General features: G+C 42.1%; 19 protein-coding genes. 16 read left to right on the top strand and 3 right to left on the bottom strand.

Annotation, left to right across the window (positions count from 1 at the left end; translation table 11 throughout):
- The first annotated feature begins 40 nt into the window (after positions 1–40).
- Together AZE41_RS20095 and AZE41_RS20090 are read left to right on the top strand one after the other, a co-directional pair.
- Positions 41–1549, top strand: a complete 1509-nt coding sequence (locus AZE41_RS20095) for a DHA2 family efflux MFS transporter permease subunit (RefSeq protein WP_067213394.1) — start codon at positions 41–43, stop codon at positions 1547–1549.
- A gap of 122 nt (positions 1550–1671) precedes the next feature.
- Positions 1672–2715 (top strand): YecA family protein, encoded by a 1044-nt coding sequence (locus AZE41_RS20090; protein ID WP_067213392.1) that lies wholly within the window; start codon positions 1672–1674, stop codon positions 2713–2715.
- A gap of 220 nt (positions 2716–2935) precedes the next feature.
- On the opposite strand, the gene AZE41_RS23500 is transcribed toward AZE41_RS20090, so the two are convergent.
- Complete coding sequence (locus AZE41_RS23500) at positions 2936–3058, bottom strand: hypothetical protein (protein WP_255428521.1); 123 nt, start codon at positions 3056–3058, stop codon at positions 2936–2938.
- Between the two features lie 834 nt (positions 3059–3892).
- Here AZE41_RS23500 and AZE41_RS20085 point away from each other — a divergent pair.
- The 6 genes from AZE41_RS20085 to AZE41_RS20060 all read left to right on the top strand — a co-directional run bounded on the left by AZE41_RS20085 (position 3893) and on the right by AZE41_RS20060 (position 12639).
- Positions 3893–5371: an aldehyde dehydrogenase family protein gene (locus tag AZE41_RS20085; RefSeq protein WP_067213389.1), complete on the top strand. Its 1479-nt coding sequence runs from the start codon at positions 3893–3895 to the stop codon at positions 5369–5371.
- 24 nt (positions 5372–5395) lie between these two features.
- Complete coding sequence (locus AZE41_RS20080; protein ID WP_067213386.1) at positions 5396–6562, top strand: saccharopine dehydrogenase family protein; 1167 nt, start codon at positions 5396–5398, stop codon at positions 6560–6562.
- A gap of 58 nt (positions 6563–6620) precedes the next feature.
- Complete coding sequence (locus tag AZE41_RS20075; RefSeq protein WP_067213383.1) at positions 6621–7811, top strand: acyl-CoA dehydrogenase family protein; 1191 nt, start codon at positions 6621–6623, stop codon at positions 7809–7811.
- A gap of 112 nt (positions 7812–7923) precedes the next feature.
- Positions 7924–8622, top strand: coding sequence for an AIM24 family protein (locus AZE41_RS20070; protein ID WP_067213381.1), 699 nt, complete (start codon positions 7924–7926; stop codon positions 8620–8622).
- A 609-nt stretch (positions 8623–9231) separates the two neighbouring features.
- Positions 9232–10395: an aminotransferase class I/II-fold pyridoxal phosphate-dependent enzyme gene (locus AZE41_RS20065; RefSeq protein ID WP_067213378.1), complete on the top strand. Its 1164-nt coding sequence runs from the start codon at positions 9232–9234 to the stop codon at positions 10393–10395.
- Between the two features lie 510 nt (positions 10396–10905).
- On the top strand, positions 10906–12639 hold the full coding sequence (locus AZE41_RS20060; RefSeq protein WP_067213376.1) for an ABC transporter ATP-binding protein: 1734 nt from the start codon (positions 10906–10908) through the stop codon (positions 12637–12639).
- A gap of 180 nt (positions 12640–12819) precedes the next feature.
- On the opposite strand, the gene AZE41_RS20055 is transcribed toward AZE41_RS20060, so the two are convergent.
- Positions 12820–13407, bottom strand: a complete 588-nt coding sequence (locus AZE41_RS20055; protein WP_067213374.1) for a TetR/AcrR family transcriptional regulator — start codon at positions 13405–13407, stop codon at positions 12820–12822.
- A 156-nt stretch (positions 13408–13563) separates the two neighbouring features.
- Between AZE41_RS20055 and AZE41_RS20050 the strand changes: the two genes are divergently transcribed.
- From AZE41_RS20050 to AZE41_RS20030, 6 genes are all read left to right on the top strand, one after another.
- The gene (locus AZE41_RS20050) at positions 13564–14484 is read left to right on the top strand and encodes an ABC transporter ATP-binding protein (protein WP_067213371.1); all 921 of its coding nucleotides are present in this window, start codon (positions 13564–13566) and stop codon (positions 14482–14484) included.
- Complete coding sequence (locus AZE41_RS20045) at positions 14484–16088, top strand: ABC transporter permease (protein WP_067213369.1); 1605 nt, start codon at positions 14484–14486, stop codon at positions 16086–16088. The genes AZE41_RS20050 and AZE41_RS20045 overlap by 1 nt, the downstream gene beginning before the upstream one ends.
- A gap of 222 nt (positions 16089–16310) precedes the next feature.
- Entirely contained in the window at positions 16311–16433 is a 123-nt protein-coding gene (locus tag AZE41_RS23495) for an RAxF-45 family protein (protein ID WP_257722493.1), read from the top strand.
- A 171-nt stretch (positions 16434–16604) separates the two neighbouring features.
- A complete protein-coding gene (gene abc-f / locus AZE41_RS20040) occupies positions 16605–18476 on the top strand; it encodes a ribosomal protection-like ABC-F family protein (RefSeq protein WP_067214087.1) in 1872 nt (623 codons plus the stop codon).
- Between the two features lie 160 nt (positions 18477–18636).
- On the top strand, positions 18637–19206 hold the full coding sequence (locus AZE41_RS20035; RefSeq protein WP_067213367.1) for a TetR/AcrR family transcriptional regulator: 570 nt from the start codon (positions 18637–18639) through the stop codon (positions 19204–19206).
- A 69-nt stretch (positions 19207–19275) separates the two neighbouring features.
- A complete protein-coding gene (locus tag AZE41_RS20030; protein ID WP_231885731.1) occupies positions 19276–21477 on the top strand; it encodes a YhgE/Pip family protein in 2202 nt (733 codons plus the stop codon).
- Between the two features lie 388 nt (positions 21478–21865).
- Here the strand turns inward: AZE41_RS20030 and AZE41_RS20025 are convergent, their stop codons facing one another.
- Positions 21866–22747: an SDR family oxidoreductase gene (locus tag AZE41_RS20025; protein ID WP_067213364.1), complete on the bottom strand. Its 882-nt coding sequence runs from the start codon at positions 22745–22747 to the stop codon at positions 21866–21868.
- A gap of 149 nt (positions 22748–22896) precedes the next feature.
- On the opposite strand from AZE41_RS20025, the gene AZE41_RS20020 reads away from it, so the two are divergent.
- The gene (locus AZE41_RS20020; RefSeq protein ID WP_067213362.1) at positions 22897–23679 is read left to right on the top strand and encodes a hypothetical protein; all 783 of its coding nucleotides are present in this window, start codon (positions 22897–22899) and stop codon (positions 23677–23679) included.
- Positions 23676–24977 (top strand): glycosyltransferase family 2 protein, encoded by a 1302-nt coding sequence (locus tag AZE41_RS20015; protein ID WP_067213360.1) that lies wholly within the window; start codon positions 23676–23678, stop codon positions 24975–24977. Before AZE41_RS20020 ends, AZE41_RS20015 begins: the two co-directional genes overlap by 4 nt.
- Positions 24978–25000 lie beyond the last annotated feature (23 nt).

The following is a 25000-nucleotide window of genomic DNA, read 5'->3' as shown; positions in this document are numbered from 1 at the left end:
CAAATTTTATACGTTACGTATTAAATAGGAGGAAGTAATAATGGATATAAAAAAAATGCACGAAAAACCGCCTTACGGCATGATAGCAATTTTATTTATAGGTGCTTTTGTCGCTCTACTAAATAATACATTGTTGAACGTTGCATTGCCGACAATTATGGTTGAGTTCGATGTGAAACCGTCTGTTGTCCAATGGCTAACGACAGGATATATGCTTATCAATGGTATTTTAATACCAGCAAGTGCGTTCTTCATTCAGAAGTTCACAAATAGAAGGTTGTTCTTAACAGCAATGGTGCTGTTTACTCTAGGGACGATTTTAGCGATGATTGCACCATCATTTGGTGTACTCGTTGCTGCTCGAATGATTCAAGCGTGTGGATCTGCAATGATGATGCCGCTCCTTATGAACGTTATGCTTACGGCATTTCCGATTGAGCGCCGGGGAACGGCAATGGGGATTTTTGGGCTAGTAATGATTACAGCGCCAGCAATTGGTCCAACTCTGTCGGGATGGGTAATTGAACATTATACATGGCGTACACTTTTTGGTATCGTTTTGCCGTTTTCAATTCTGACACTTGTTTATGCGTTCTTTAAATTGCGCAACATTACACCGAACCGTGACATGAAATTAGATGTATTTTCACTTATTTTGTCAAGTATCGGTTTCGGCGGTCTTCTTTACGGCTTTAGTTCAGCGGGTGATAAGGGATGGGATTCACCGCTTGTCTATGGAACAATCGTTATTGGTGCAATCGCACTTATCGCGTTCATTGTGCGTCAACTACGTATGGATGACCCGATGTTGGATTTCAAGATTTACAAACATCCGATGTTTGCTTTATCATCGGCCATCTCGATTGTACTATCGGTTGCAATGTTTTCGGGCATGATTCTTACGCCGCTCTATGTCCAAACCATACGGGGCATTTCACCGTTCCATTCAGGTTTGCTGATGTTACCAGGGGCAATTGTGATGGGGCTTATGTCGCCGGTTACAGGTCGTTTATTCGATAAGTACGGCGCAAGAATTTTGGCGGTTATTGGTCTTACCATCACTGTCATTTCAACATTCTATTTAAGTAGACTAGGTATGGAGTCTGGTTATTATTACATTATGTGGATTTATACGATTCGGATGTTAGGGATTTCAATGGTAATGATGCCGGTTATGACAAACGGGTTGAATCAATTGCCAATGATCTCGAATCCACATGGTACGGCTATGAACAACACGTTACAGCAAGTGTCCGGTGCTATCGGATCCGCAATTCTGTTAACGATTATGACAAAACGGATGGAATCGACAGGTGCAGGACTATTTGCGGAAGTCCAAGCATCTGGCAATGCTCCATCGACCGCTGAGGGGCTAGCGAAGTTAAAGGAACAACTTGAAGCACAAGCAATGTTGGACGGAATTAGTTTCTCATTTTTCATATCGACAATCGTTGCAATTGTAGCCTTGGCTCTATCGTTCTTCATGAAACGTGTAGCACTACCAACTAATGAAAAATCATTTACTAATTTAGAGGAAAGTAAAAAATAAGCGATGGATTAAAGAGTGCTCCGCATGGGTATATATATATACCACTGCGGAGTTTTTTTGTTTCTGTTACTATTGAATGTGAGGTAAATATTATTAACGTATAATTGTTAGGACGTGGGAAAATGGTTGGACGAAACGATCCGTGTCCATGTGGGAGCGGAAAGAAATATAAAAAGTGTTGTGCGGAGAAAAATGAATCACCTTTAGAGACGCTTATTGATGAGGAACTTGAGCGTATCATCTTTGGTGCATATGAACAGGCTACAAGCCCAGCTGATATATCAGAGTTCGAAAGCCATAGAAGACACTGGAAAAGTAAACTTGAAAAACTGATGGGACCGGATGATGTTGAGGAGGCTGTTAGTGAATATTTCTTATTCGTTGCACGCCGTGATTTGTGGAAGCGTCACCTCCTAAGAGTGTTGAATAGCCCGATAAGAGAGACAGTTCGATCCGTTCTGGAATTATGGAAAGAGCCTGTTGTACTGTTTGCTAAGGTGAAAGAAGTGAAAGAAGGATATGTTATTGTCCAAGAAATACTTGGCGAGGGCATATTCAATCTTGAAAAGAAAGAAGGAATGCTACTGGAAGAGCATTCATTCATATTCGGCATTGTTTTACCCGATAATCGGGACCAGAACAATGATATCTATGTAATTTCTTCGCTTATGTTCATTAATGATTGGAATGGTGCACTCGAAAAACAGATAGTTGAACTTGCGGAGTCAAGCGGATTCGATAAGAGTCTTGCGTTCTATAAAGAGCATATGACGGATGTCTACGAAATTTTGCTTGCCAGGGATTCACGAACAGTAGATGAACTCATAGAGCATGATTTTACACCGGTTCAGCAGGAAGTAATCGAGAGTCTGGATGAAGTACTTGAGTTAAGAAATACGCCTAAAGAAGCGCGTGAATTACTGAGAAATATTGTCGTAACGTACTTTTTGAAAGAGCGCCCCAATTTCCGTAAACCTGGCGTTATTGCCGCTGCCGTATTTTTTGTAGCAGTTGATTTAGGAATTATGGAGGATGAAGAATTGACGAACGCTGAAATTGCGAAATTGTTCGTTGTATCGACAAGTTCGATGATGAAACATGCAGATAACATCCGTGAATTTGTCATTGAAATGTACGAACGGAGCCGTCAGCAAGAAAAAGAATAATCCGTGGTATTAGCAATAGTGCAGAAATGGATATACACCAAATGGGTATTACATAACCTGAAACCAAAATAACGTACAAATTAAATATTTTTTCATTATGAAAACTCCGCATGGGATCGATATATCCAGTGCGGAGTTTTTCTGCATTTTGTCACATGTGTTGATCACCCAAAAACAACCAGTAAATAACTAAATCCAACACTAGGCGCTTCGTGTACAATTACTTTTGGATTGCTTTGGATTGAACGACCTCTATACGATTACCGAGATGTCTTGATGTGTAGGAATGCGACTTCATCGCATTCCTACACATTTTTTCGGTAATCGTATGGTGCTTATTCATCCGTCGCTCTCCAAATGGATACGTAAACAAAGTGCTAAAACTTTTCGGGACGAAAGAATAGCGACGCTTCTTATCTGGATAATAGCCGCCAAAGATACAATTTTGGCGGCTGATGTTTTCTCCATAGTCTTGTCTTTTTTAGTTAAGGAAGAGTCACTTTCTTATAGTCCATCGCATGATAATATGCAGACTCTATACTAAAAGTAAGCAAGGAACACATTATACAAAGTGCTAGAGTGTCCGAAATTGTATCTTCGGGCACTTACAACCTTTATAAAAAGTCATCTATTCTTTTTTGGAAAATAGCTGTATTTTTCACTTGAACGTTGTAGGAATGCGACAGGCAACTATTCGCAGCAGGATGATCGAAACAAGTATGGCTAGGAATGACGTAGTCATTTCTAGCCATACTTGCCACTCGGTAAAGATGTCATGAATAGTTCGCCGAAAGCAGACCGGAAATGATTGAGTGAAAATAGAGTTTTTCAAGCCTTTCTTACCTGCTCTTTATGCAAGAAAATGGTTAATCAACGGACGTGGTATTTTGTATATGAACTTTAAACAGGGATGAAGGTGAAGAGAAATTATCTCACGTTCGGTGTGGTGCTGACAAAGAGAAAAATTCGAGGAAATGGGGTTCATAGTATGAATAATAATCTCATCCCTCGAATAGCTTGGTTATTGGGGGTTTTTCATAGCTTATTGTGTTTAAGTAGGAGGGAAGTAAAATTATAGTTGTCGGAAGATTAAAGGAATTGCGTAGGAAATGTCGAAATTAGTTAAATAGATGTGAGCGCTTTCAAAATGCTGTGTTATAGAAAGGGGAATGTTGCAATGCAACTGAACAATTATATCGGAGGTACATGGCAGGAGGCAGGGGGAGCAGATTATACTGCAGTCTTGAATCCAGCAAATGGTAAGGAGTTGGCACAAGTAAGATTATCGACTAAAGAAGATGTGAGTCTTGCAGTAAAGTCGGCGAAAGAGGCTCAGAAAAAATGGGCACTCGTTCCCGCACCGAAACGTGCAGACTTTTTATATGAAATTGGACGACTTATGAAAGAAAAGAAAGAACACTTATCGCAAGTGTTGACGAAAGAAATGGGGAAGGTCATCGAAGAGGCGCGCGGTGAAGTGCAGGAAGGCATTGATATGGCGTTCTACATGGCTGGTGAGGGACGCCGCATGTTCGGGGAAACAGTACCTTCAGAGCTTCAAGACAAGTTCGCAATGAGTGTCCGTGCACCAATCGGTGTTGTCGGACTTATTACACCTTGGAACTTTCCGGTGGCAATTGCGACATGGAAATCGTTCCCAGCAATTGTCGCGGGCAATACTTTCATTTGGAAACCGGCGACGGAAACACCTATGATGGCGTATGAAATGGCGCTTATATTTGAAGAAGCAGGACTCCCAGCAGGCGTTGCGAATATCGTTTTCGGGTCGGGAGCAGAAGTTGGGACGGCAATGATTGAACATCCCGATGTTCGCGTTATTTCATTCACAGGGTCGACTGAAACAGGTCGTCATGTTGCGGAAACAGGTGGACGTCATTTGAAAAAAGTATCACTTGAAATGGGTGGTAAAAATGCGGTCATCGTTATGGATGATGCGGATATCGAACTGGCAGTGGAAGGGATTCTTTGGAGTGCATTCGGAACAGCGGGTCAGCGTTGTACGGCATGTAGCCGTGTCATCGTGCATACAGATGTAAAGGAAGAACTCGAGCAAAAACTCGTGGAAGCGATGAAAGTGTTATCGATTGGCGATGGAATGGACGAATCAGTAAAAATTGGCCCAGTAATCAATCAAAAAGCGCTTGATAAAATTCATGGCTACGTCGGAATTGGTAAGGATGAAGGTGCGAAACTTCTTGCAGGTGGACATATATTAACAGATGGAAAGCTTGCAGATGGTCATTATTACGAACCAACTTTATTCACAGATGTGAAATGGGATAGCCGCCTTGCGCAAGAAGAGATTTTCGGACCTGTTGTTTCGCTGATTGAAGTTTCAAGTCTAGATGAAGCCATTGAGGTTAATAACAGTGTGAAATTTGGACTTTCAAGTTCGATTTTCTCACGCGATGTCAATAAAGTATTCCGAGCACAACGTGATCTAGATACGGGTATTGTCTACGTGAATGCGGGAACGACGGGTGCCGAAATCCATCTGCCATTCGGCGGAACAAAGGGTACGGGCAACGGACACCGCGATTCTGGCGTTGCTGCACTGGATGTCTTCACTGAATGGAAGAGTATTTATATAGACTTCAGCGGGAAATTGCAACGGGCGCAGATTGACACGGATTAATTCCTAACGTAAGGGGATGGGGAAATGAAGGTTGTCATACTTGGAGCAGGTTTAATGGGGAAAGAGGCGGCACGCGATCTAGTGAAGGGTGATGACGTCGAAAAAGTTTATTTAGCGGATCTGAACGTCAAGCAAGCGGAAGACTTTGCGGAGGAACTCATGTCCGATAAGCTTGATATCCTGTTACTGGATGCTAAAAACGATAAGCAATTAAGTGAAGTGATGGCATTAGGGGATGTGGTTATCAATGCGCTATTCTATACGTTTAATGAAAAGGTTGCCCGAATCGCAGTAGATATCGGTGTCCATTCCATTGATCTTGGCGGTCATATCGGTGGCGCTACGGATGCGGTGCTCGGTCTGGCGGATCAGGCGATTGCAAAAGGCGTGACAATCATTCCGGATCTAGGGGTAGCTCCTGGAATGATTAATATTCTTACTGGTTACGGGGCGGGAAAACTCGAAAAGGTTAATTCCATCAAACTATATGTTGGAGGAATTCCGATAAAGCCGGAGCCGCCACTTAATTATAATGTCGTCTTTTCACTGGAAGGCGTGTTTGATCATTACACTGACCCTTCCCACGTTATTAGAAACGGGCAACTGTTGGAAGTTCCATCATTGTCCGAAATCGAAACAATCCATTTTGATAAATACGGCGAGCTTGAAGCGTTTCATACATCAGGTGGCACGTCGACACTAACGAAGTCGTTCCCGGACGTGGAGACACTTGAATACAAGACGATTCGTTACAAAGGGCACGCAGAGAAGTTCCAGCTGCTTGTCGATCTAGGTTTGTTATCTCGGGACAACGAAGTGACTGTTGACGGTCAAAAAGTGAAAGTCCGCGACGTCATGAGAGAGCATCTGTCGCCTCAACTTCGCCTCGGTAAGAAATCAGATGCAGTGTTGCTACGCGTTATTGTGAGCGGTGAAAAAAGTGCTATGCCAGTAACATACGAATATGACCTTATTACGGAGAAAGACACTGCAGTAAACGAGACTGCGATGGCTCGTGCGACGGCAAATACGATTTCCATCGTGGCACAAATGATTGGCAATGGCACTATTTCGAAACGTGGAGTCCATCCGCCAGAGAATATCGTACCCGGTGAATTGTATATTGAAGAGATGAAAAAGCGCGGTGTCGTTATCGAAGAAAGTATCGAGTCGAACAATGTTCCATGTTGAAAACGTATAGTTTCCAATCTCACTAACGACATAGTGGTTTATGAAAGGAGATGAAGAGGTGGACTTCGGATTTACGGAAGAACAGAAGATGCTGAGGAAAACGGCGCGTCAGTTTGTCGACGCAGAAATTATGCCCCATATCCAGAAATGGGATGCACAAGGTGGATTCGATCAGGCGATTTGGAAGAAGCTTGCGGATCTTGGCTTCATGGGCGTGTGTATACCCGAAAAATATGGTGGCAGTGGAATGGATTATAATTCGCTCGCAATACTGTGTGAAGAATTGGAACGTGGAGATACGGCGTTCCGGACAGCGGTATCGGTCCATATCGGCTTGAACTCGATGAGTCTACTGCAGTGGGGCGATGAAGAACAGAAGCAGAAATACCTTGTACCACAAGCGAAGGGTGAAAAAATAGGTGCATTCGGGTTGACAGAACCGGGTGCAGGTTCCGACGTTGCGGCAATGGCAACAACTGCCGTGCGTGACGGAGATGACTATGTATTAAACGGTCAAAAAACATGGATTTCCCTTTGTGATGTCGCGGATCATTTCCTCGTTTTTGCCTATACGGATAAAGCAAAAAAACACCATGGTATTAGCGCGTTCATCGTCGAACGAACGACACCAGGTTTTTCATCGAAAGCGATCAAAGGAAAATACGGTATTCGTGCAGGCAATACAGGCGAACTATTTTTCGAGGATATGCGTATCCCGGCTGCGAATTTAGTAGGTGAAGAAGGCGATGGATTTAAAATTGCCATGGCGTCACTTGATAATGGGCGTTTCACTGTCGCTGCGGGAGCGGTTGGCTTAATCATGGGTTGCCTCGAAGAAAGCGTGAAATATTGTCATGCACGGGAAACGTTCGGTAAGGAAATCGGCAGACACCAACTCGTCCAACAAATGATTGCTAACATGGAAGCGGGCTATCAGATGAGCCGACTTCTTGTCTATCGAGCAGGTGACATGAAAAATAATGGCTTGCGCAATACGCGCGAAACGTCGCTGGCGAAATGGCAGGCATGCGATTTTGCCAATAAAGCAGCGGATGATGCATTCCAGATTCATGGGGCTTATGGTTATTCGGATGAATACCCTGTCGCCAGGTTCCTGCGAAACTCAAAGGCGCCTGTCATCTATGAAGGAACTCGTGAGATCCATACGGTTATGCAGGCAGAATATGTGCTTGGGTATCGTGAAGATAAGAAATTGAGTAATCGGCTACCTGAATGGCCGTTTGAGTGAAATTACAGTCCTGAAGGGGAAGACCTCTCAGGATTTTTTCTTGGTACAATGACAGTCGAAAATTAAGTTTCGACAACAAGTAATAGGCATTGTTACGAAAGGGGAGATATAGATGGGGAAATATACGATTAATGAATTCATTAAACAAACAAAGCAGGATGAGCGGGAAAGTGAATACTTTGAATTGGAAACACCGCGAATTCTGGAAGTGAATCTAACCGACTTTGTCTGGGCAAAGATGGGCTCCATGATCTCATATGCGGGTCAGATTAAATTCGAGCGGGAAAAAGTGCTTGAGCATGGTGTAGGCATGATGTTTAAAAAAGCGCTCACGGGTGAAGGTACTTCGCTGATGAAAGCAACAGGGAATGGTCGGCTTTACTTAGCGGATCAAGGGAAGAAGATAACCATTTTCGATTTGAATAATGAATCGATTACGGTGAACGGCAATGATCTTCTTGCGTTTGAACCAACTATTGAATGGGATATTAAGCTTATGAAGAAAGTGGCAGGCATGATGTCTGGTGGACTGTTCAACGTAACGTTGAAAGGGAAGGGCAAGGTTGCGATTACTACCCATTTCGAGCCGCTAACGCTACTTGTCCATCCTGGAGAACCCGTCATTACAGATCCTAATGCAACGGTCGCCTGGTCTGGCCATTTAACACCGGAGTTCCGAACAGATATTAGTATTAAGACCTTCTTTGGTCGCGGTAGTGGAGAATCGATTCAAATGGAGTTTAGCGGTGAAGGTTTTGTTATCATTCAACCGTTTGAAGAAGTTTATATGACTGGGAATGGATCCTCGTGACTAACAAGCTTATCCTGTTGAATTCAAAGATATAGAATGCCACGTCTGTTGATTAACTAACCAGTAATTAAAATGATCATACACTGGGTGCTACGTGCATAGTTGCACTTGGATTGCTTGGATTGAACGACTACTCTACCATTATCGAGATGTCTGGATGTGTAGGGATGCAACACAGTCGCATCCCTACACAGTTTTTCCGATAATCGTATGGTGGTCCTTCATCCGTCGCACTTCAAATTCATAAGTACATGTATGAGGGCACTGAAAAAGTACGATTACCTTCAATCCCGTTGATTTCCGTTCCGAGCGGCACTTACACACTATATAGAATATCATAAATTCTTTTCTTCCAAAACAACTGCATTTTTCACTTGAATAGTGTAGCCACACTAGTACCCCTCAGTAAATCTGTCATGAATAGGTAGTCGAAAGCGGGCCGAAAATAGTCCAGTGGAAATGGAGGTTATCAAGCCCTTCTCGCTAGTATTTTATGCGAATAAATGGTAAATCAAATTACCTTTTTTACAACCTTATTTACACTAGCTACATAGTTTGTGATAAAATACTCCTTAAAAACAATTTCCCACAAACAAGGAGTGTTTCCCATTGAAGATTGAACCTTCGTTAAAAATGTCCATTTTTGCACCTGCCATTTTCGGCGATTTAAAAGTAGCAGCCGAAGCGAAAAAAGCAACGGGCGCTGAAGTCTTTGATTTAAGTCTTGGGAGTCCGGATCTTCCTCCTGACGAAAAAGTGAGACGTGTGTTATCAGAACAAAGCGCTCTGGCGAATACATATGGCTATACACTTGGCGGCACAAAACGGTTTAACGAAGCCGTCGCGAATTATTATGAACGACGTTCCGGTGTTATGCTCAATCCTGAAACGGAAATCATTCAAACAATGGGTTCTCAAGAAGGACTTGTCCATCTGCCACTCGCTTTTTGCAATGAAGGGGACTTTGTGTTGACAACGAATCCTGCTTACGTAGCTTATGAGGCTGGCATTAAGCTTGCTGGCGCTGTTCCATATGAGATGCCGTTACGTGCAGAAAACGGGTTTCTACCTAATTTGGATGAAATTCCTGAAGACATTGCACAAAAAGCTAAATTGCTGATTTTGAATCTACCAGGAAACCCTGTTCCTGCTATGCCGAATTGTGCATTTTTCGAGAAAGTAGTAGCTTTCGCCAAGAAATACAATATTATTGTGCTTCATGACGCTGCTTATTCTGAATACTATTTTACAGGTGATTCTCCAATTAGTTTTCTATCGACTCCCGGTGCAATGGAGGTCGGAATGGAGATTAATTCATTATCTAAAAGCTTTAGCCTTGCCGGTGCACGTATCGCCTATATCGTAGGTAATGCTGAGATAGTACATATTTTAAGACAACTCAAATCAAATTTGGATTATGGAACGTTCGGTCCGATTCAGGAAGCGGCTGTTATGGCGCTCGATAATGCGGAAGAGATTACGGATCGCCTGCGGGCAGAATTTTCTGCGCGCCATAGGGTATTAATGAAAGGCATGGAGGAGATTGGTTGGTCTGCTACTCCTTCAAACGGCGGGATGTTTGTATGGGCAAAATATCCGTTTGAGATGGATGATAAGGAATTTGTATTTAAAGTAATCGACCAATGTGGTGTTGTCATGGTTCCGGGCAGTATCTTCGGTTCTGAAGGCGCTGGATACGTTCGGTTGGCGCTTGTTCAGAAAGTAGATGTGCTGCAGAAAGCGGTTGATCGATTACGGAATTTAAGTATTTAAGCGGTGTAAGGTTAGCGTGGGACGGAGATATCTGTCCCTGCTAACCTTTTTATTGGGAGTTTATTTAAGTACGGGTCAATCTTGTAAAGTGTATTTATAGATTGAATTGGGTTAAGATTTTACTATAAACGATAATCAAGCAATCCTAATAGTCTGCACACATTATATGAATAGTGAACGCCCGGATTTGATTCCTGTTAATATAGTTTAAGTAGTCAAGTGAATCCTGTGCAACTTTTCTCGCGTATTCAACGTTATGATGATCCGATTTTATGGGTACATTTGTAATAATATCACGGGAATAATCCGTCCCGAGAACTTGAATGGACTTCTCGGTGATCCAATTTGTAAACCAGGGTATCTTACCAAGTTCCTTTGGATAGATGCATTCAAAATAAGTTGTTGGATTTATTTATTTCGAGTGACAAAATGTAGTTTGTTGATATTGAGTTTACATACATCTACTAAAATGAACTTATTAAAAGATTCAACGGAATGGAGTTAAAAACTATGGACAAGAAAAAAGTCGGCTTGAAGCCGTTTTTCTCTCTGATTTTATCAACAGGAATCCCGAAGCTAGCTTTGGCTGTAGGCTTGACGGCAGGTGTGTTGACAACACTTGCAGGTTTGGTTGTTCCTTTACTAACGAAAAACTTAGTGGATGGCTTTTCAGTTGCCTCGTTAAGCGTCCCGATAATGATTGCTATCGGGGTAGCATTTATTGTTCAAGCAGTAATTGATGGGGTATCCATTTATTTGCTAAGTTATGTAGGACAAAAAGTAGTTGCGAGATTACGTGAAAGAATGTGGACAAAACTGCTTCGTTTGCCTGTCAGTCATTTTGACAAGGAATCTAGCGGTGAAACGGTGAGCCGTGTCGTCAATGATACGGGAATCGTGAAAGAATTGATTACGCAACATTTCCCGCAATTCATTACGGGTATCATTTCGATTATAGGTGCGGTGACGATCCTGCTTATTATGGATTGGAAAATGACACTTATCATGTTGATTTCGGTTCCAATTACAGTGGGAATTATGATTCCATTAGGCACCAAAATGGCGAAAATTTCTCGTGGATTACAAGATGAAACAGCTATATTCACAGGCAATATTCAACAGACACTCGGCGAAATTCGCTTGATGAAAGCTTCTAATGCTGAACAGAACGAAGAGGCGAGTGGAAAAGCTGGAATCGGGAAATTACTCGGTTTTGGCTTGAAAGAAGCTCGAATCACTGCTCTGATTGCTCCCTTTATGTATCTAGTTGTTATGGTGGTCATTGTCATGATTATTGGGTACGGCGGTATGCGTGTTGCAAACGGTACAATGTCGACAGGTGCACTTGTTGCATTCCTATTGTATCTGTTCCAAATTATTTTTCCGATTACATCATTTGCGATGTTCTTCACGCAATTGCAGAAAGCGAAAGGCGCAACAGAGCGTATTATCGACATTTTGGAATTGCCATTGGAAGAAGGACAAGATGGCCTGGTGATGGATATTACGAACAAACCAATTCAAGTTGTAGACGTATCGTTTGCCTATGAAGACGACGAGCCGGTGATTGGAAATGTGTCCTTTGAGGCCCAGCCTGGTGAAATGATTGCGTTCGCCGGACCGAGTGGTGGAGGGAAAACGACGATGTTCGGATTACTTGAGCGTTTTTACGAACCGACATCCGGTGAAATTCAAATTGGCGGTGTGCCGATAAAAGAGTTGTCGATGGCGTCGTGGCGTAGTCAAATCGGTTACGTTTCACAAGAGAGTGCCATGATGGCGGGGACAATTCGTGAAAACTTATGTTACGGTTTAGAAAATGGGGCCAGCATTTCGGATCAAAGGCTTTGGGAAGTCGCTGAAATGGCGTATGCCGACGAATTTGTTAAAACATTTTCGAAAGGATTGGATACAGAAGTCGGCGAACGAGGTGTGAAACTTTCTGGAGGGCAAAGGCAACGTATCGCCATCGCTCGTGCTTTTTTACGGGATCCAAAGATCTTGATGATGGACGAAGCAACTGCGAGCCTGGATAGCCAATCGGAAGGCGTCGTTCAAGATGCACTGACGCGATTGATGGAAGGGCGTACAACATTCGTCATTGCCCACAGGTTATCAACTATTGTCGATGCAGATAAAATCATTTTCATCGAAAATGGGCAAGTGACGGGCAGTGGAACTCATAAAGAATTGATACAATCACATGCGTTGTATCGTGAATTTGCTGAACAACAATTGGCGTAAGAGAGAAAATAGGGAAGAGCTGTTCGATTTGCTTTATATTGTACATGAAAAACAGAGGTCGTCTGGAACTAGACACTGTACCTAGTTGAAAACGTATACTTATCTTTTAAAAAAGGTGTTGCCCACAAGTCGGAAATTTAGCGACTCATAGGGCAACACCTTTTTGTATGTTAACGAGGTTTACTCCTCTTTTTTTCCGACTATCCCATAAAAGAAAAGCGTTATAAGATCTTCAGTCATCGGGAGTACAGTTAAGGAGACATCTTTTTGCTGTAAATAGTCTTTAAACATTTGCATATAAACTAAAATTGCTTCATTCGACATGTTTTGATCAATAAACCCTTGCTCTTTTCCCTCGTCAAACAAAGCAATCATGCGAGGAATTGCTTCTCTTGTATATATTTCTTCAACATAACTTTTTCCGGTTGAATAATCATTCATAAAGTATTGGAAAAATTGGCTGTTAAATTGATTTGCATAGTCACTTTTGCTGAAAGTAATTTGCTTTATTTTATCCAAAAAAGGAAGATCACTATTTAATTGCTTTTTTTGTTCTTCCCATATTTGGTCTACATAGAATTTGAGAACGAGCTGGGTTAAATTTTCTTTACTTTCAAAGTATTTATAAATCGTAACCTGAGATACATTCGCTTTCGCAGCGATTTCAGCAATCGAAACTTTTTGGACACCAGCATCCATAAATAATGTCAATGCGGCTTGTAGAATCGCATTTTCTTTTTGTTCTCTACGTCGTTGAAATCCATCCACCTCTTTCACCTCATTGCTAGTTTAGCGGAAGATATGTAATAAAACAATATAAATAGTGCATAAACTATTGCTAAGGAGTTTGTTTTCTTATATTATGAACTATAAAGACTATAATATTTCAAAACTAATACGTTTTTTATGAATGGGGGATTAATAATGACTGTATTAAAAACGACCAATTTAACGAAAAAGTTCGGTGGTTTTACAGCTTTAGATGGAATAGACCTTGAATTGAACAAAGGAGAAGTTTTTGGTTTCATCGGTCCGAATGGTGCTGGAAAGTCTACCACTATCCGCGTATTACTCGGAATTTTAAAGGCAACAGAGGGAACTGTTGAGATTTTTGGTAAGGATGCGTGGGAAGACGCAGTTGAAATACATAAGCGTATTGCTTATGTGCCAGGAGATGTGAATCTGTGGCCAAATTTAACCGGTGGTGAGGTAATTGATTTATTCGTGAAATTGCGAGGGGCAAATCATGAAAGTCGGCGTGAGGAACTCATTCGCAAATTCGATTTAGATCCAACTAAAAAATGTAGAACGTATTCAAAAGGAAACCGGCAAAAGGTGGCATTGATTGCTGCCTTCTCGTCAGAAGCAGATCTTTATATATTGGATGAACCGACGTCAGGCCTTGATCCGTTAATGGAACAAGTTTTCCAACAGTGTGTGATGGATGTGAAAAGAGCAGGGAAGAGTGTCCTGCTTTCCAGTCATATTTTATCTGAAGTAGAAAAGTTGTGTGACAGGGTTGGTATTATTAGGCAAGGGAAGATTATCGAAACAGGAACTTTACGTGAATTACGACATTTAACACGTACAAATCTTTTGGTAGAGACAAAACAACCGATTACGTTGTTACAAGAAATAACAGGTGTCTATGATATTAAAGAGAAAAATCAAGCACTGTCATTCCAAGTAGAAACTGAAGCATTGGACACTGTTATGAAACATATTAGTCAATTCGGTATTGTGAAATTGGAAAGTGCACCACCAACTTTAGAGGATTTATTTATGGGGTACTATGAAGGAAACTCTGAGGGAACTGAAGAAACGGGAGTGGGAGGTGCGTCTTAATGGCGAAGCATTTGTACAAAAACACTGGAACTTTATCTCGTTTAATCATAAGAAGAGATCGTATCCGACTTCCGATTTGGTTGCTATCTTTAGCGATTCTTACATTTTCTATCGCCCTCTCATTTACAGATCTTTACGCGACGGAGCAAGACAGACAGGCAATTGCTGAAACGATGAAGAACCCTGCCATGACTGCGATGGTCGGTAAAGGATATGGCTTAGAAAATTACACGTCAGGTGCTATGATGGCTCACCAAATGTTGCTCTTCACAGCTGTGGCAGTTGCAATTATGAGTATCTTACTTGTTGTACGTCATACAAGAGCGGATGAAGAGGACGGACGTATTGAAATGATCCGTTCGCTTCCTACTGGACGATTATCAAATTTACATGCAACCATTCTTGTTATATGCGGAGTGAATGTCATCATGGCGCTCATTATCGGTATTGGTTTGTCCGTTCTGAATATAGAAGGTATGGGTATGGAAGGTTCGCTCTTATATGGAGCGGCTTTAGCGGCAACAGGTATTTTTTTCACAGCGCTAACTGCAGTGTTTGCACAGATTTCGGAAAGTTCTCGAGGCACGACCGGATTATCCTTTACAGCGTTGGGTATTGCTTATTTCATCCGTGCAATAGGGGATGTAGGCAATGAGGGACTTTCTTGGTTTTCGCCGTTTGGTTGGGTATTGGGTGCGCAAGTATATGTGAATAATTACTGGTGGCCAATTTTACTGACGATTGGTGCCGCACTTATCTTGGTCATTGTCGCACTCTATCTGAATGCTATCCGTGATCTAGGATCGGGATTTTTATCCTCCAAACCTGGGAAAAAACATGCATCAGCCTTTTTACAAAGCCCGCTTGGGTTGACGTTAAGGCTTCAGCGTACATCGTTAATAGCCTGGGCAATTGGAATGTACGTGCTAGGCGCCTCTTATGGCTCGGTTTTAGGGGACTTGGATTCCTTCTTTGAAGATATCGACATAATGAAGGATCTTATAGCACCTGTTGAAGGGCTTTCATTAACAGAACAATTCATCCCAATGCTTATGTCCATTATGGCGATGATCTGCACAATTCCGGCTCTAATGGCCATGCTCAAGTTGATAGGGGAAGAGAGGAAGGAGCGTACGGAGCATTTACTAAGTCGGGCGGTATCCCGTTCGCGGCTGATGGGCAGCACGTTTAGCGTTGCCATTGCCGTCAGCTTTGTAATGTTGTCTCTTACAGCAATCGGTCTTTGGTCAGCAGGTGTAGTCGTTATAGACGGGGGTATCTCTTTTGGAATGATTTACGGGGCGGCAATGGTTTATCTCCCTGCGATATGGATTATGATTGGGTTTGCGGTACTTCTCATTGGGATTGCACCGAGAGTGACGAGTTTAACTTGGGTATACTTGCTCTATTCATTCATTGTTGTTTACTTAGGTGGGTTGCTTAAATTTCCGGAATGGATGGGTAATCTATCTCCATATGGTCATATTCCTCAACTTCCTGTTGAAGGTATGAATTTTATGATGTTCTTCATACTGACAGTTTTTGCGGGTGTGTTAGTGATTGTCGGCTTTATCGGGTATTCGAAACGGGATATTGAAGGCTGAGCTATATTTGTACTCTGATAAAACCAAAAGTACACCTCAAGAATATCTAAGTGATGTACTCTTGTTAATAATATGTGAAATATTATTAACAAAACATGATTTTAAGTAACCTCGTGTACATTCACTTGTCCTAAATGTTGTATAGAAGTCATCTATACAATTCTTGCCATAAAAACCTATCCGTGTTAAACTATTCTTACTATTAGTGAGCGGGGGTGAGGAATGATGTTAGACACTGTGTATGCACGTGGAAGTCTATTGGAATATTTAGCCACTTCATGTGCGATTACTCATGAAATTGCAGTCGACGGGACGAGTCTGTCCTTTTCTAGACAATTTCAGTAATCACACAGCTGTTTAGCATGCATTCCTTGCGAAAATTTTTAAGGGGAAGATCGCTTACACGCGGTCTTTTTTGTTGTCTAGACTCCAGTGCTTTTTGGGTCTACCAAGGCGCTAGCTCTTTTCGTGAGATGCTTCCAGTTGTGAAAACAGGACGAGGGGAAGCGGAAAATGATGATATGTACAGTTCAACAAATAAGCAAAATGCTCGGTGGGAATATGATTTTTGAGAATCTTTCTTTGGACATTAAAACAGGTGATAAATTAGGTGTTGTCGGACGGAACGGTAGTGGGAAAACAACGTTATTTAAGTTGATTTCGGGAGCGGAGCAACCTGACAGTGGGGCAATTCATTTTAAAAAGGGTACAAAGATAGGCTATTTAGCGCAAATCCCTTTATATGAAAAAGAAACGACCGGTTATGATGTGCTCAACAGTGCATTTGTAGAACTAAAAGAAATGCAGGCAAAAATGTCGGAGTTAGAAGCAGAGCTAGCCAATGCCGGAAACGCGGACATGGATAAGTTGCTTCGGGTATACGGAGATTTACAGGAGGAATTCGCCAATCGTGAGGGCTATGCCGTAGATTCGGAAATTGAGAAAGTCATCAATGGATTGCAATTGAAACCGTTTGTTGGACGTTCTTTTGTGCAATTGAGCGGTGGCGAACAGACGAAGATTATGCTTGGGAAGCTATTATTAACGAAACCTGATTTGTTGTTATTGGATGAACCGACGAATCATTTGGACTTATTTGCAGTTGAATGGTTGGAAGCATATTTAACGGATTACTCAGGAACAGTAGTTATTATTTCACATGACCGTTACTTCTTGGATTGTGTCGTGACGAAGGTTGCTGATCTTGAAGAAGGGGAGATTCATCTTTATTACGGGAATTATTCTGCCTTTATTCTAGAAAAAGAAGCGCGTCTCATGAGGGAATTCCAAAATTACGAAGAGCAACAAAAGAAAATTAAAAAAATGAAAGAGGCCATTAAACGGCTCCACCAATGGGCAAATGAAGCCAATCCTCCAAACCCTGGATTGCACCGACAAGCGCGCAATATGGAACGGGCGCTAGAACGGATGGAAAAGGTAAGAAAGCCACTTATCGACCCGAAGAAAATGACTTTGTCGTTTGAAGCTGCGCCACGGAGTGGTAAGGAAGTCGTTGTAATGGAAGGAATCACGAAATCATTTGGTCAACAGGAGCTATTGAAGGGTGCGGACTTCCATGTGTATTGGAAGGATCGAACAGCGATTGTAGGGCGGAATGGGTGCGGGAAATCGACCGTACTGAGAATTCTTTTAGGTGAGCTTCCGATTGACACTGGAATGAGTAAAGTGGGAAGTAATGTGAAAATCGGATTCTTGTCGCAGCACTTTGAAATTTCGGATCCGAAGGCGCGTTTGATAGATGTCTTTCGGGGTGAAGTAACTATTGCCGAAGGGGAAGCCCGACATATATTAGCGAAGTTTATGTTTTACGGTCCAGATGTATTCATGCGAGTTGGCGACCTAAGCGGTGGAGAGCGCATGCGGCTTCGATTGGCACAGCTGATGTACCAGGACGTTAATTTCCTTGTGCTTGACGAGCCAACAAACCATTTGGATATTGAGTCACGTGAAGTGCTTGAAGAGGCACTGGAAGACTTTACGGGTACAATCGTTGCCGTTTCACATGATCGTTATTTCTTGAATAAATTATTCTCTCGCACAGCATGGTTGGAAGATGGACTCATGACGACATTTGAAGGACCCTATAATTGGGCACGTGAAAAGTGGCAAGAGATTCAAAGTCGCATGGTAGTCGGAGTGCCTGAACCCATTGCAGTGAAAAAGCCGAAGATAGATAAAAAGGAAAAAGAAGTAACTATAAACGTGGAACAAGAAATAGCGAGACTTGAACAAAAAATCGATTCATTGGAAAAGGAAGCGGAAGACGAATCTGATTGGATGAAATATGAATCAATCATGGCGGAAGTTACCGTGATTAAACAAGAGCTAGAGTCTTATTATGAAATATGGATGAGAGAAGTAGAATAGGTACGGAGTGTATACAGTCTGGGAGGGCGTAATCCTTTCCCAGACTTTTTCGTTCTTTAAAAAAACTTGCATAATTCTTTCAGGCGGAGTAATATAGTGACTAGATGACCGAAATGGTTTTATGGTCAATAAAATAATCCATTCAAAGTGAGGTGGAAAAATGGACCGCAGGCAAGAAATTCTCGAGGGAGCCGCGAAATCATTTTCGCTGTTCGGCTATAAAGCAACAACGATGGACCAAGTTGCGAAAATTGCGAATGTCGGCAAAGGAACAATCTATACGTTCTTCTCCAATAAAGAAGAACTGTTCAATGCCATTGTATTGAAGATGATTAACGAAATGCGTGCGGAAGCAGATGCTGTTTCTGTTGAAGGTGCACCTTTTGAACAAAATGCCCATGCTAGACTGATGCAAATGCTCAAATTCCGTGGAACGCATCAATTGTATGTGAAGTTAATAGATGAAGAAAAAGAACTGCGTACACCTGCCGTAGGTGAAGTGCTACAGGCAATTGAAAAAGAAATCGTTTTTTATGTAAAAGAGAAGATCGAAAAGGGAATTGCCAAAGGTGAAGTAAAGCCTTGCGATACAGAACTTGTCGCATATATGTTATTTAAAGCATACCTCGCACTTGTCTCAGACTGGGATAAAACCCACGATGAAGAGCTATCGGAAGAGCGTATCGCTGCGTTATTAAATGGGACCATTTTTAAAAGTCTCTTAGTTTGAGACTTTATTTTTTATTCTGAAATGACTACTTGAGGAAAGTGGTCAACCAGTACAGGAGGAAGTAAATAGATGAAAAATTCAATGACATGGGCAGAGTGGAAACTGCTCTTACGTTCAAAAAAAATAATCGTTCCACTGATAGCTATATTGTTTATCCCTGTCCTTTATGCAGGCATGTTTTTATGGGCGTTTTGGAATCCATATGCCAATATGAGTGATTTGCCTGTTGCAATCGTCGACCTTGATAATGGAGCGGAAATGGACGGCAAACAGTTGGCCCTTGGGAAAGAACTGACCGATAAATTAATTGACAGTAAGCAGTTTGATTTTAAGAAAGTATCAAAATCAGATGCAGAAAATGGGCTCGAAAATGAAGATTATTACGTCGTAATTGAAATACCGGAAAACTTCTCCGAACATGCAACAACACTTTTGGATGATGAACCGGAAAAACTGACAATTGTCTATAAGCCAAATGAAGGGTTCAACTTCCTATCTGCTCAGATCGGAGAAACGGCAATGGATCGGATCCGTGCAGAAGTGAATGAACAAGTCGCTTCAACGTACGCGGAAAAGCTCTTTGATTCCATTACGGAAATGGGCGATGGATTCGGTGAAGCGGCGGACGGCGCCGGTGAATTACATGATGGTGCCGCAAAACTATCATCAGGTGCAGATGAATTGAAAGGGTATCTTGAAACGTTGGCAAGTAGCACGATTACACTTGCGGATGGTTCACAGAAACTTGCACAAGGAGCGAACGATGCAGCTAAAGGTGCCAATGAGTTGAATAAAGGACTCGGTACTTTATCGCAAGGGTCAAAAGATCTTCTTGCAGGTGCACAAAAGGCGTCAGCAGGAGCTGGAGGACTTAAGGATGGCATCGCTGGCTATACAGAAGGTGTCGGCCAATTGACCGCAAGTTACGGTCAAATGGGTCAGAAGGAACAAGAATTTAACGCAGCTGTTGGGACATTGAAAGAGAAATCAGGGCAATTGAATGGTGCGGCAGGTCAGCTTTCTGGTGCGGCCGGAAATTTAACTGCTGGAATTGAGGGGTTGTCTACACAGCTCGCTCCTGTTCTTGCTGAACTTTCAGAGGAACAACAAACTGCAATCAAAGAAACACTCGGCCAATTGAAACAAGGAAGCGCTGAACTTTCTGGCGGAATGAAAGAATTATCTGCTGGTACAGCTTCAATGGCGGCAGGTACCACAGATTTAAATGGCGCTGCAGGTCAACTTTCCGGCGCACATAGTCAAGGACTTGCTGGGTTAGAGAAGTTGAACGGATCTTCCCCACAACTAATTGAAGGGGCGAACGCTCTTGCGTCAGGCAACGATACACTTGCAGCTGGATTGAAACAATTTTCTGAAGGCGTCACGGCTGCACAGAAAGGGTCATCCGATCTTGCAACAGGCCTCACTTCATTAACAGAAGGAACGGGTACACTACAAACAGGAACAGAAACACTTGCATCTAAATCGCAAGAACTTGCTAAAGGATCAGCGACAATTGCTGATGGTATAGTTGAACTTGATGAAGGAACATTGACACTGCAAGAAAAACTTGCGGAAGCAAATGGAACTGCCAGTGAAGTGAATCCGACAGACAAAACATATGGAATGGTCGGGGCACCTGTAGATGTTGAGAAAGATGGCATTAACCAAGTACCGAACTATGGTACCGGTTTTGCACCATACTTCTTGTCACTTGGATTATTTGTTGGTGCGCTTCTTCTTTCCATCGTCTTCCCGCTAGTCGAACCGGCTATTAAACCGACAGGGGCATTCGGATGGTTCACAAGTAAAGTTTCTGTGCTGGCGATCGTCGGTCTATTGCAGGCACTTATCGCAGCAGGAGTTGTGAAATTTGCACTCGGCATGGAAACAGTGAATACACCGTTATTCGTCTTGACTGCGATCATCACGAGCTACACATTCATTGCGCTTGTACAGATGTGCGTGTCCATTCTTTCAGACGCGGGACGTTTTGTAGCAATCCTTGTCCTGATCTTGCAATTGACGACAAGCGCAGGGACATTCCCGCTCGAATTAATACCGGCACCACTGCAAATTTTCAACACATTATTGCCGATGACGTATTCCGTACAAGCATTCAAAGCCGCCATCTCAACAGGCAATATGTCATTCCTTTGGATGAATAACGGTATTCTCATCGGATTCATGGTCGCGTTCCTTGCGATTACATTCGGATACTTTGCACTTCTTTACAAAAAGAGGTATTCAAAAGAAACAGTAGAAGCGTAAATTAATTACGCCTCGGCGAAATTACGTCCAAATTTTGAATTGCGCTTGCGCAATTAACTCCTTTCAAAATTTGTGACATCCGCCGGAGGCTCAATCAAGTTAAAGTAGCCCCTCTAGGCGGAAGGAATTCCGTGATAGAGGGGCTTTTTGTTGATTGCTATAAGTTCGTAACGTTTTGGCTGAACAAGACACCATTCTGCCAAAAGTAAACAACGCATTGCGTCGACTAGACAACGTTTGCCTAAAACTAAACAACATAATTCGGAGTTCGCAACGTAACCAAAGAACTAAGCAACGTATCGCATCAACTAGACGGCGCTTTGCAGAAACTAAACAACGCGCAGTAATATACCTTATAGGAATTCCCACGAATGGTTATATAATCCGTTCAAGATCCTACAAAATCGCCACCATCAACATGTATTGTCTGGCCAGTCATATAACTGGAATCACTTGAAGCGAGAAACACATAAGCCGGCGCATTTTCAGCAGGTTGGCCCCGACGTTTAACCGGTGTGTTTGCTCCATGTTCTTTGACTTTCTTTGCGTCAAACGTGGCCGGAATGAGCGGTGTCCAAATTGGACCAGGCGCAACGGCGTTGACACGTATTCCTTTTTCGGCCAAGTTTAGTGCAATAGAACGTGTAAAGGAAGTAATCGCACCTTTTGTTGCGGAATAATCGAGCAATTCTTTTGACCCATTATACGCCGTAATAGATGAGGTATTGATGATGGTATCGCCGTCAGTCATATGATTCAAAGCCGCCTTCGTCATATAAAATAAACCGAAGAAATTCGTGTCGAACGTTTCCCGAAGCTGATCGGCTGAAATCAACGAGATATCTTTTTGTGGAAACTGTTTACCGGCATTGTTGACAAGAATATTCAAACCACCGAATTCATTAACAACCTCATCCACCAATTGCTCGCAATGCTCTTCCTCACTAATATCGATTCGGATTTTCAGTGCTTTTCCACCATAGCCTTCAATGAGCTTCACCGTTTTATCTGCGTCGATATCCTCCTGTTCACTCAAATATGCAATCGCTACATTCGCACCTTCTTTTGCAAAGGCGACGGCTACTGCCCGACCGATACCGCTATCGCCGCCTGTGATTAAAGCGCTTTTTCCTGTCAATTTGCCTGAACCTTTATAATTCTCATCGTCATAAATCGGCGCCGGATTCATTTCCTCCTCTACACCAGGTTGCTGGTCCTGAGTCTGCCCTGAAACCTGATTATCAATTTTTTCGTATTTATCTTTTGGCATAATAATTCCTCCTCTGCTGATTGTCGTATAGAGGGATTATTCCCTGAATCGATTTCTATAAACACATTGTTTAACTATAAAAGAAGTGTTTCACCGGTTTTTTTACCATTGAAAGAGGGAATAGGAAAATAAGAAAGAAGGTGATTTCATTGAGGAATCAAACAGTTTGGGACCGAGTTAAACTGCCGGTTGCCTCAATCAGTTGGCTCTTGTCGATACTAGCCATATTGATCATTACATACAATGCGGTACCGCTTTATTACTATTTGGCATTCGGTGTTCTAGCATTATTATTCTTCAGTGTGTCGGACAGAGCTGCATTTTTCTTTTATATCACATTAATGCTTGTGACAGTATTCTATATTTTCTTCCTAGCATTTAAAGAAGGCTGGCAACCGGGTGAACAGGCGTTGGCAATCGGTCTGCATTTCATTTTCTTGATTCATTTATTTTCGTTATATAGCTTGTCGAAATATGTCTATCAGATTGGTACGGAAAATAGGTTACTAAAAAGCCGTATTGCTCAGTTAGAAGAATATATTTTGGAAGAGGGCGTTTTGACGAAGCATGAATTTGAGAAACAGGCGGTACTTATATTATCTAATATGAGCCGCCGTCAGGAAACAGGATTCTATTTAAAAGCAGATTTAATTGATATGAATCGGACGGTTCAGAAGAAAGTCATGCATACTCTAGCAAGTATGATGTATGCGGCGTTTAGGAAAAACTATGATATCGTCGGTCAATATGATAATACAACACTGATAGTTCTAGTTCAGAATACTGAAGAAGAAGGCCTTGGTATTGTAAGGGGACGGCTCGAAAAACTCATGATAGAACGTCTAGAAGAGGGTACCATCGAGAAGATTAGGTGGACCGTAATAAAAATAGACGGAGATAAGACCTTGCGTGAATCGGCGGTGGTCACATGAAAGGTCGACTTTGGGTTTTAATTCTGAGTTTTTCTCTGTTTCTTACTCTGCTTGTAGTCGCGGTGATATTCAATGTTAGATTGTTATTGTTTTTTACTACAGCACTTTTTTTAGTATTGCTCCTTTATTATTCTATTTTAACGATTGCTGGATTGTATAGCCGACTTACAAACAAAAAAATCCCGGTATTGGACTATTATCCGGGTGTAGATATTTTAATCCCAGCTCACAATGAAGGAGTTGTTATTAAGGACACAATAGAAGCGATGGTTGCAATCGATTATCCAGGTATTCTGCAAATTTATATATTGAATGACAACTCATCTGATAATACAGACGAAATCGCGGATGCGTTTGCAAATGCCTTTAAAAATGTCCACCATATAAAAGTACCTCCAGGTGAGCCACGTGGAAAATCGAGGGTACTTAATTATGGACTAAGTATTTCGGATAACAAATATTATTGTGTCTATGATGCGGATAATCAACCAGAGCGGCATGCGCTTGTAAAGTTGGTCGCAATTGCAGAGACACAGGAACGGGCAGGCGGGGCTGTCGGATATGTAAGAACGATGAATGAATCAGCCACTTGGCTTACAAGAATGATTTCTATTGAGTTTCAAGTATTTCAACTGCTTATGCAATCGGGAAGGTGGCAATTGTTCAAAACCGGATCACTTACTGGCACGAACATGCTTGTAAAGCGATCGGTCATAGAAGAGCTTGGAGGATACGATCCATACGCTATTGCGGAAGATGCAGAATTGACACTGCGTATTACACAAAAAGGGTATTATTTGCCGATTGTCCCAGAGTCAATCACATGGGAACAAGAGCCTGAAACGCTTGGCGTCTACTTGAAACAACGGACAAGATGGCTGCAAGGGAACTTGTATATTGTAGAAAAAACACTAACAGAACCAGGTTATTTCAAAGGCAAGCTGCTCGTCCATTCCATTCATCAGCTGCTTGTTTACGTCATTTTTTGGTTTTTTCTTGTGTTTTCCTATATATGGTTTGTGCTGGGAATCCTTGATGTCTTTTTTATCGAATACACCTATCCGCTCTTATTCATCTGGTATCTTGCCTATATTGTGTATACAGCGCAGTTATTTGCAGCACAGGCGAGTCAAAGAACCTTTTCACCAGTTAATATTTTTGTCAGTGTCATTATGTACTTTACGTACGCACAGCTATTTTCCTATTTGTTCGTGCGCAGTTTAATCTTTTATATAAAGGCTAAGAAAAACCGCCAAACAATTGGCTGGGATAAAACAGAGAGATTTAAGTCAAAATAAAACGAGTTACTTGGGCAGTCGAT

The sequence above is a fragment of the Sporosarcina psychrophila genome, from assembly GCF_001590685.1.
GTDB classification, from domain to species: domain Bacteria; phylum Bacillota; class Bacilli; order Bacillales_A; family Planococcaceae; genus Sporosarcina; species Sporosarcina psychrophila.
The sequence above is the reverse complement of the archived record's forward strand: the minus strand, read 5'-3'. Positions and strand labels throughout refer to the sequence as shown.

What these genes read in the sequence shown, in the direction of transcription:
- AZE41_RS20095 (WP_067213394.1), top strand. Translation starts at nt 41, where the DNA reads ATGGATATAAAAAAAATGCACGAAAAACCGCCTTACGGCATGATAGCA.
- AZE41_RS20090 (WP_067213392.1), top strand. Translation starts at nt 1,672, where the DNA reads ATGGTTGGACGAAACGATCCGTGTCCATGTGGGAGCGGAAAGAAATAT.
- AZE41_RS23500 (WP_255428521.1), bottom strand. Translation starts at nt 3,058, where the DNA reads ATGAATAAGCACCATACGATTACCGAAAAAATGTGTAGGAATGCGATG.
- AZE41_RS20085 (WP_067213389.1), top strand. Translation starts at nt 3,893, where the DNA reads ATGCAACTGAACAATTATATCGGAGGTACATGGCAGGAGGCAGGGGGA.
- AZE41_RS20080 (WP_067213386.1), top strand. Translation starts at nt 5,396, where the DNA reads ATGAAGGTTGTCATACTTGGAGCAGGTTTAATGGGGAAAGAGGCGGCA.
- AZE41_RS20070 (WP_067213381.1), top strand. Translation starts at nt 7,924, where the DNA reads ATGGGGAAATATACGATTAATGAATTCATTAAACAAACAAAGCAGGAT.
- AZE41_RS20060 (WP_067213376.1), top strand. Translation starts at nt 10,906, where the DNA reads ATGGACAAGAAAAAAGTCGGCTTGAAGCCGTTTTTCTCTCTGATTTTA.
- AZE41_RS20050 (WP_067213371.1), top strand. Translation starts at nt 13,564, where the DNA reads ATGACTGTATTAAAAACGACCAATTTAACGAAAAAGTTCGGTGGTTTT.
- AZE41_RS20045 (WP_067213369.1), top strand. Translation starts at nt 14,484, where the DNA reads ATGGCGAAGCATTTGTACAAAAACACTGGAACTTTATCTCGTTTAATC.
- AZE41_RS23495 (WP_257722493.1), top strand. Translation starts at nt 16,311, where the DNA reads ATGATGTTAGACACTGTGTATGCACGTGGAAGTCTATTGGAATATTTA.
- abc-f (WP_067214087.1), top strand. Translation starts at nt 16,605, where the DNA reads ATGATATGTACAGTTCAACAAATAAGCAAAATGCTCGGTGGGAATATG.
- AZE41_RS20035 (WP_067213367.1), top strand. Translation starts at nt 18,637, where the DNA reads ATGGACCGCAGGCAAGAAATTCTCGAGGGAGCCGCGAAATCATTTTCG.
- AZE41_RS20030 (WP_231885731.1), top strand. Translation starts at nt 19,276, where the DNA reads ATGAAAAATTCAATGACATGGGCAGAGTGGAAACTGCTCTTACGTTCA.
- AZE41_RS20025 (WP_067213364.1), bottom strand. Translation starts at nt 22,747, where the DNA reads ATGCCAAAAGATAAATACGAAAAAATTGATAATCAGGTTTCAGGGCAG.
- AZE41_RS20015 (WP_067213360.1), top strand. Translation starts at nt 23,676, where the DNA reads ATGAAAGGTCGACTTTGGGTTTTAATTCTGAGTTTTTCTCTGTTTCTT.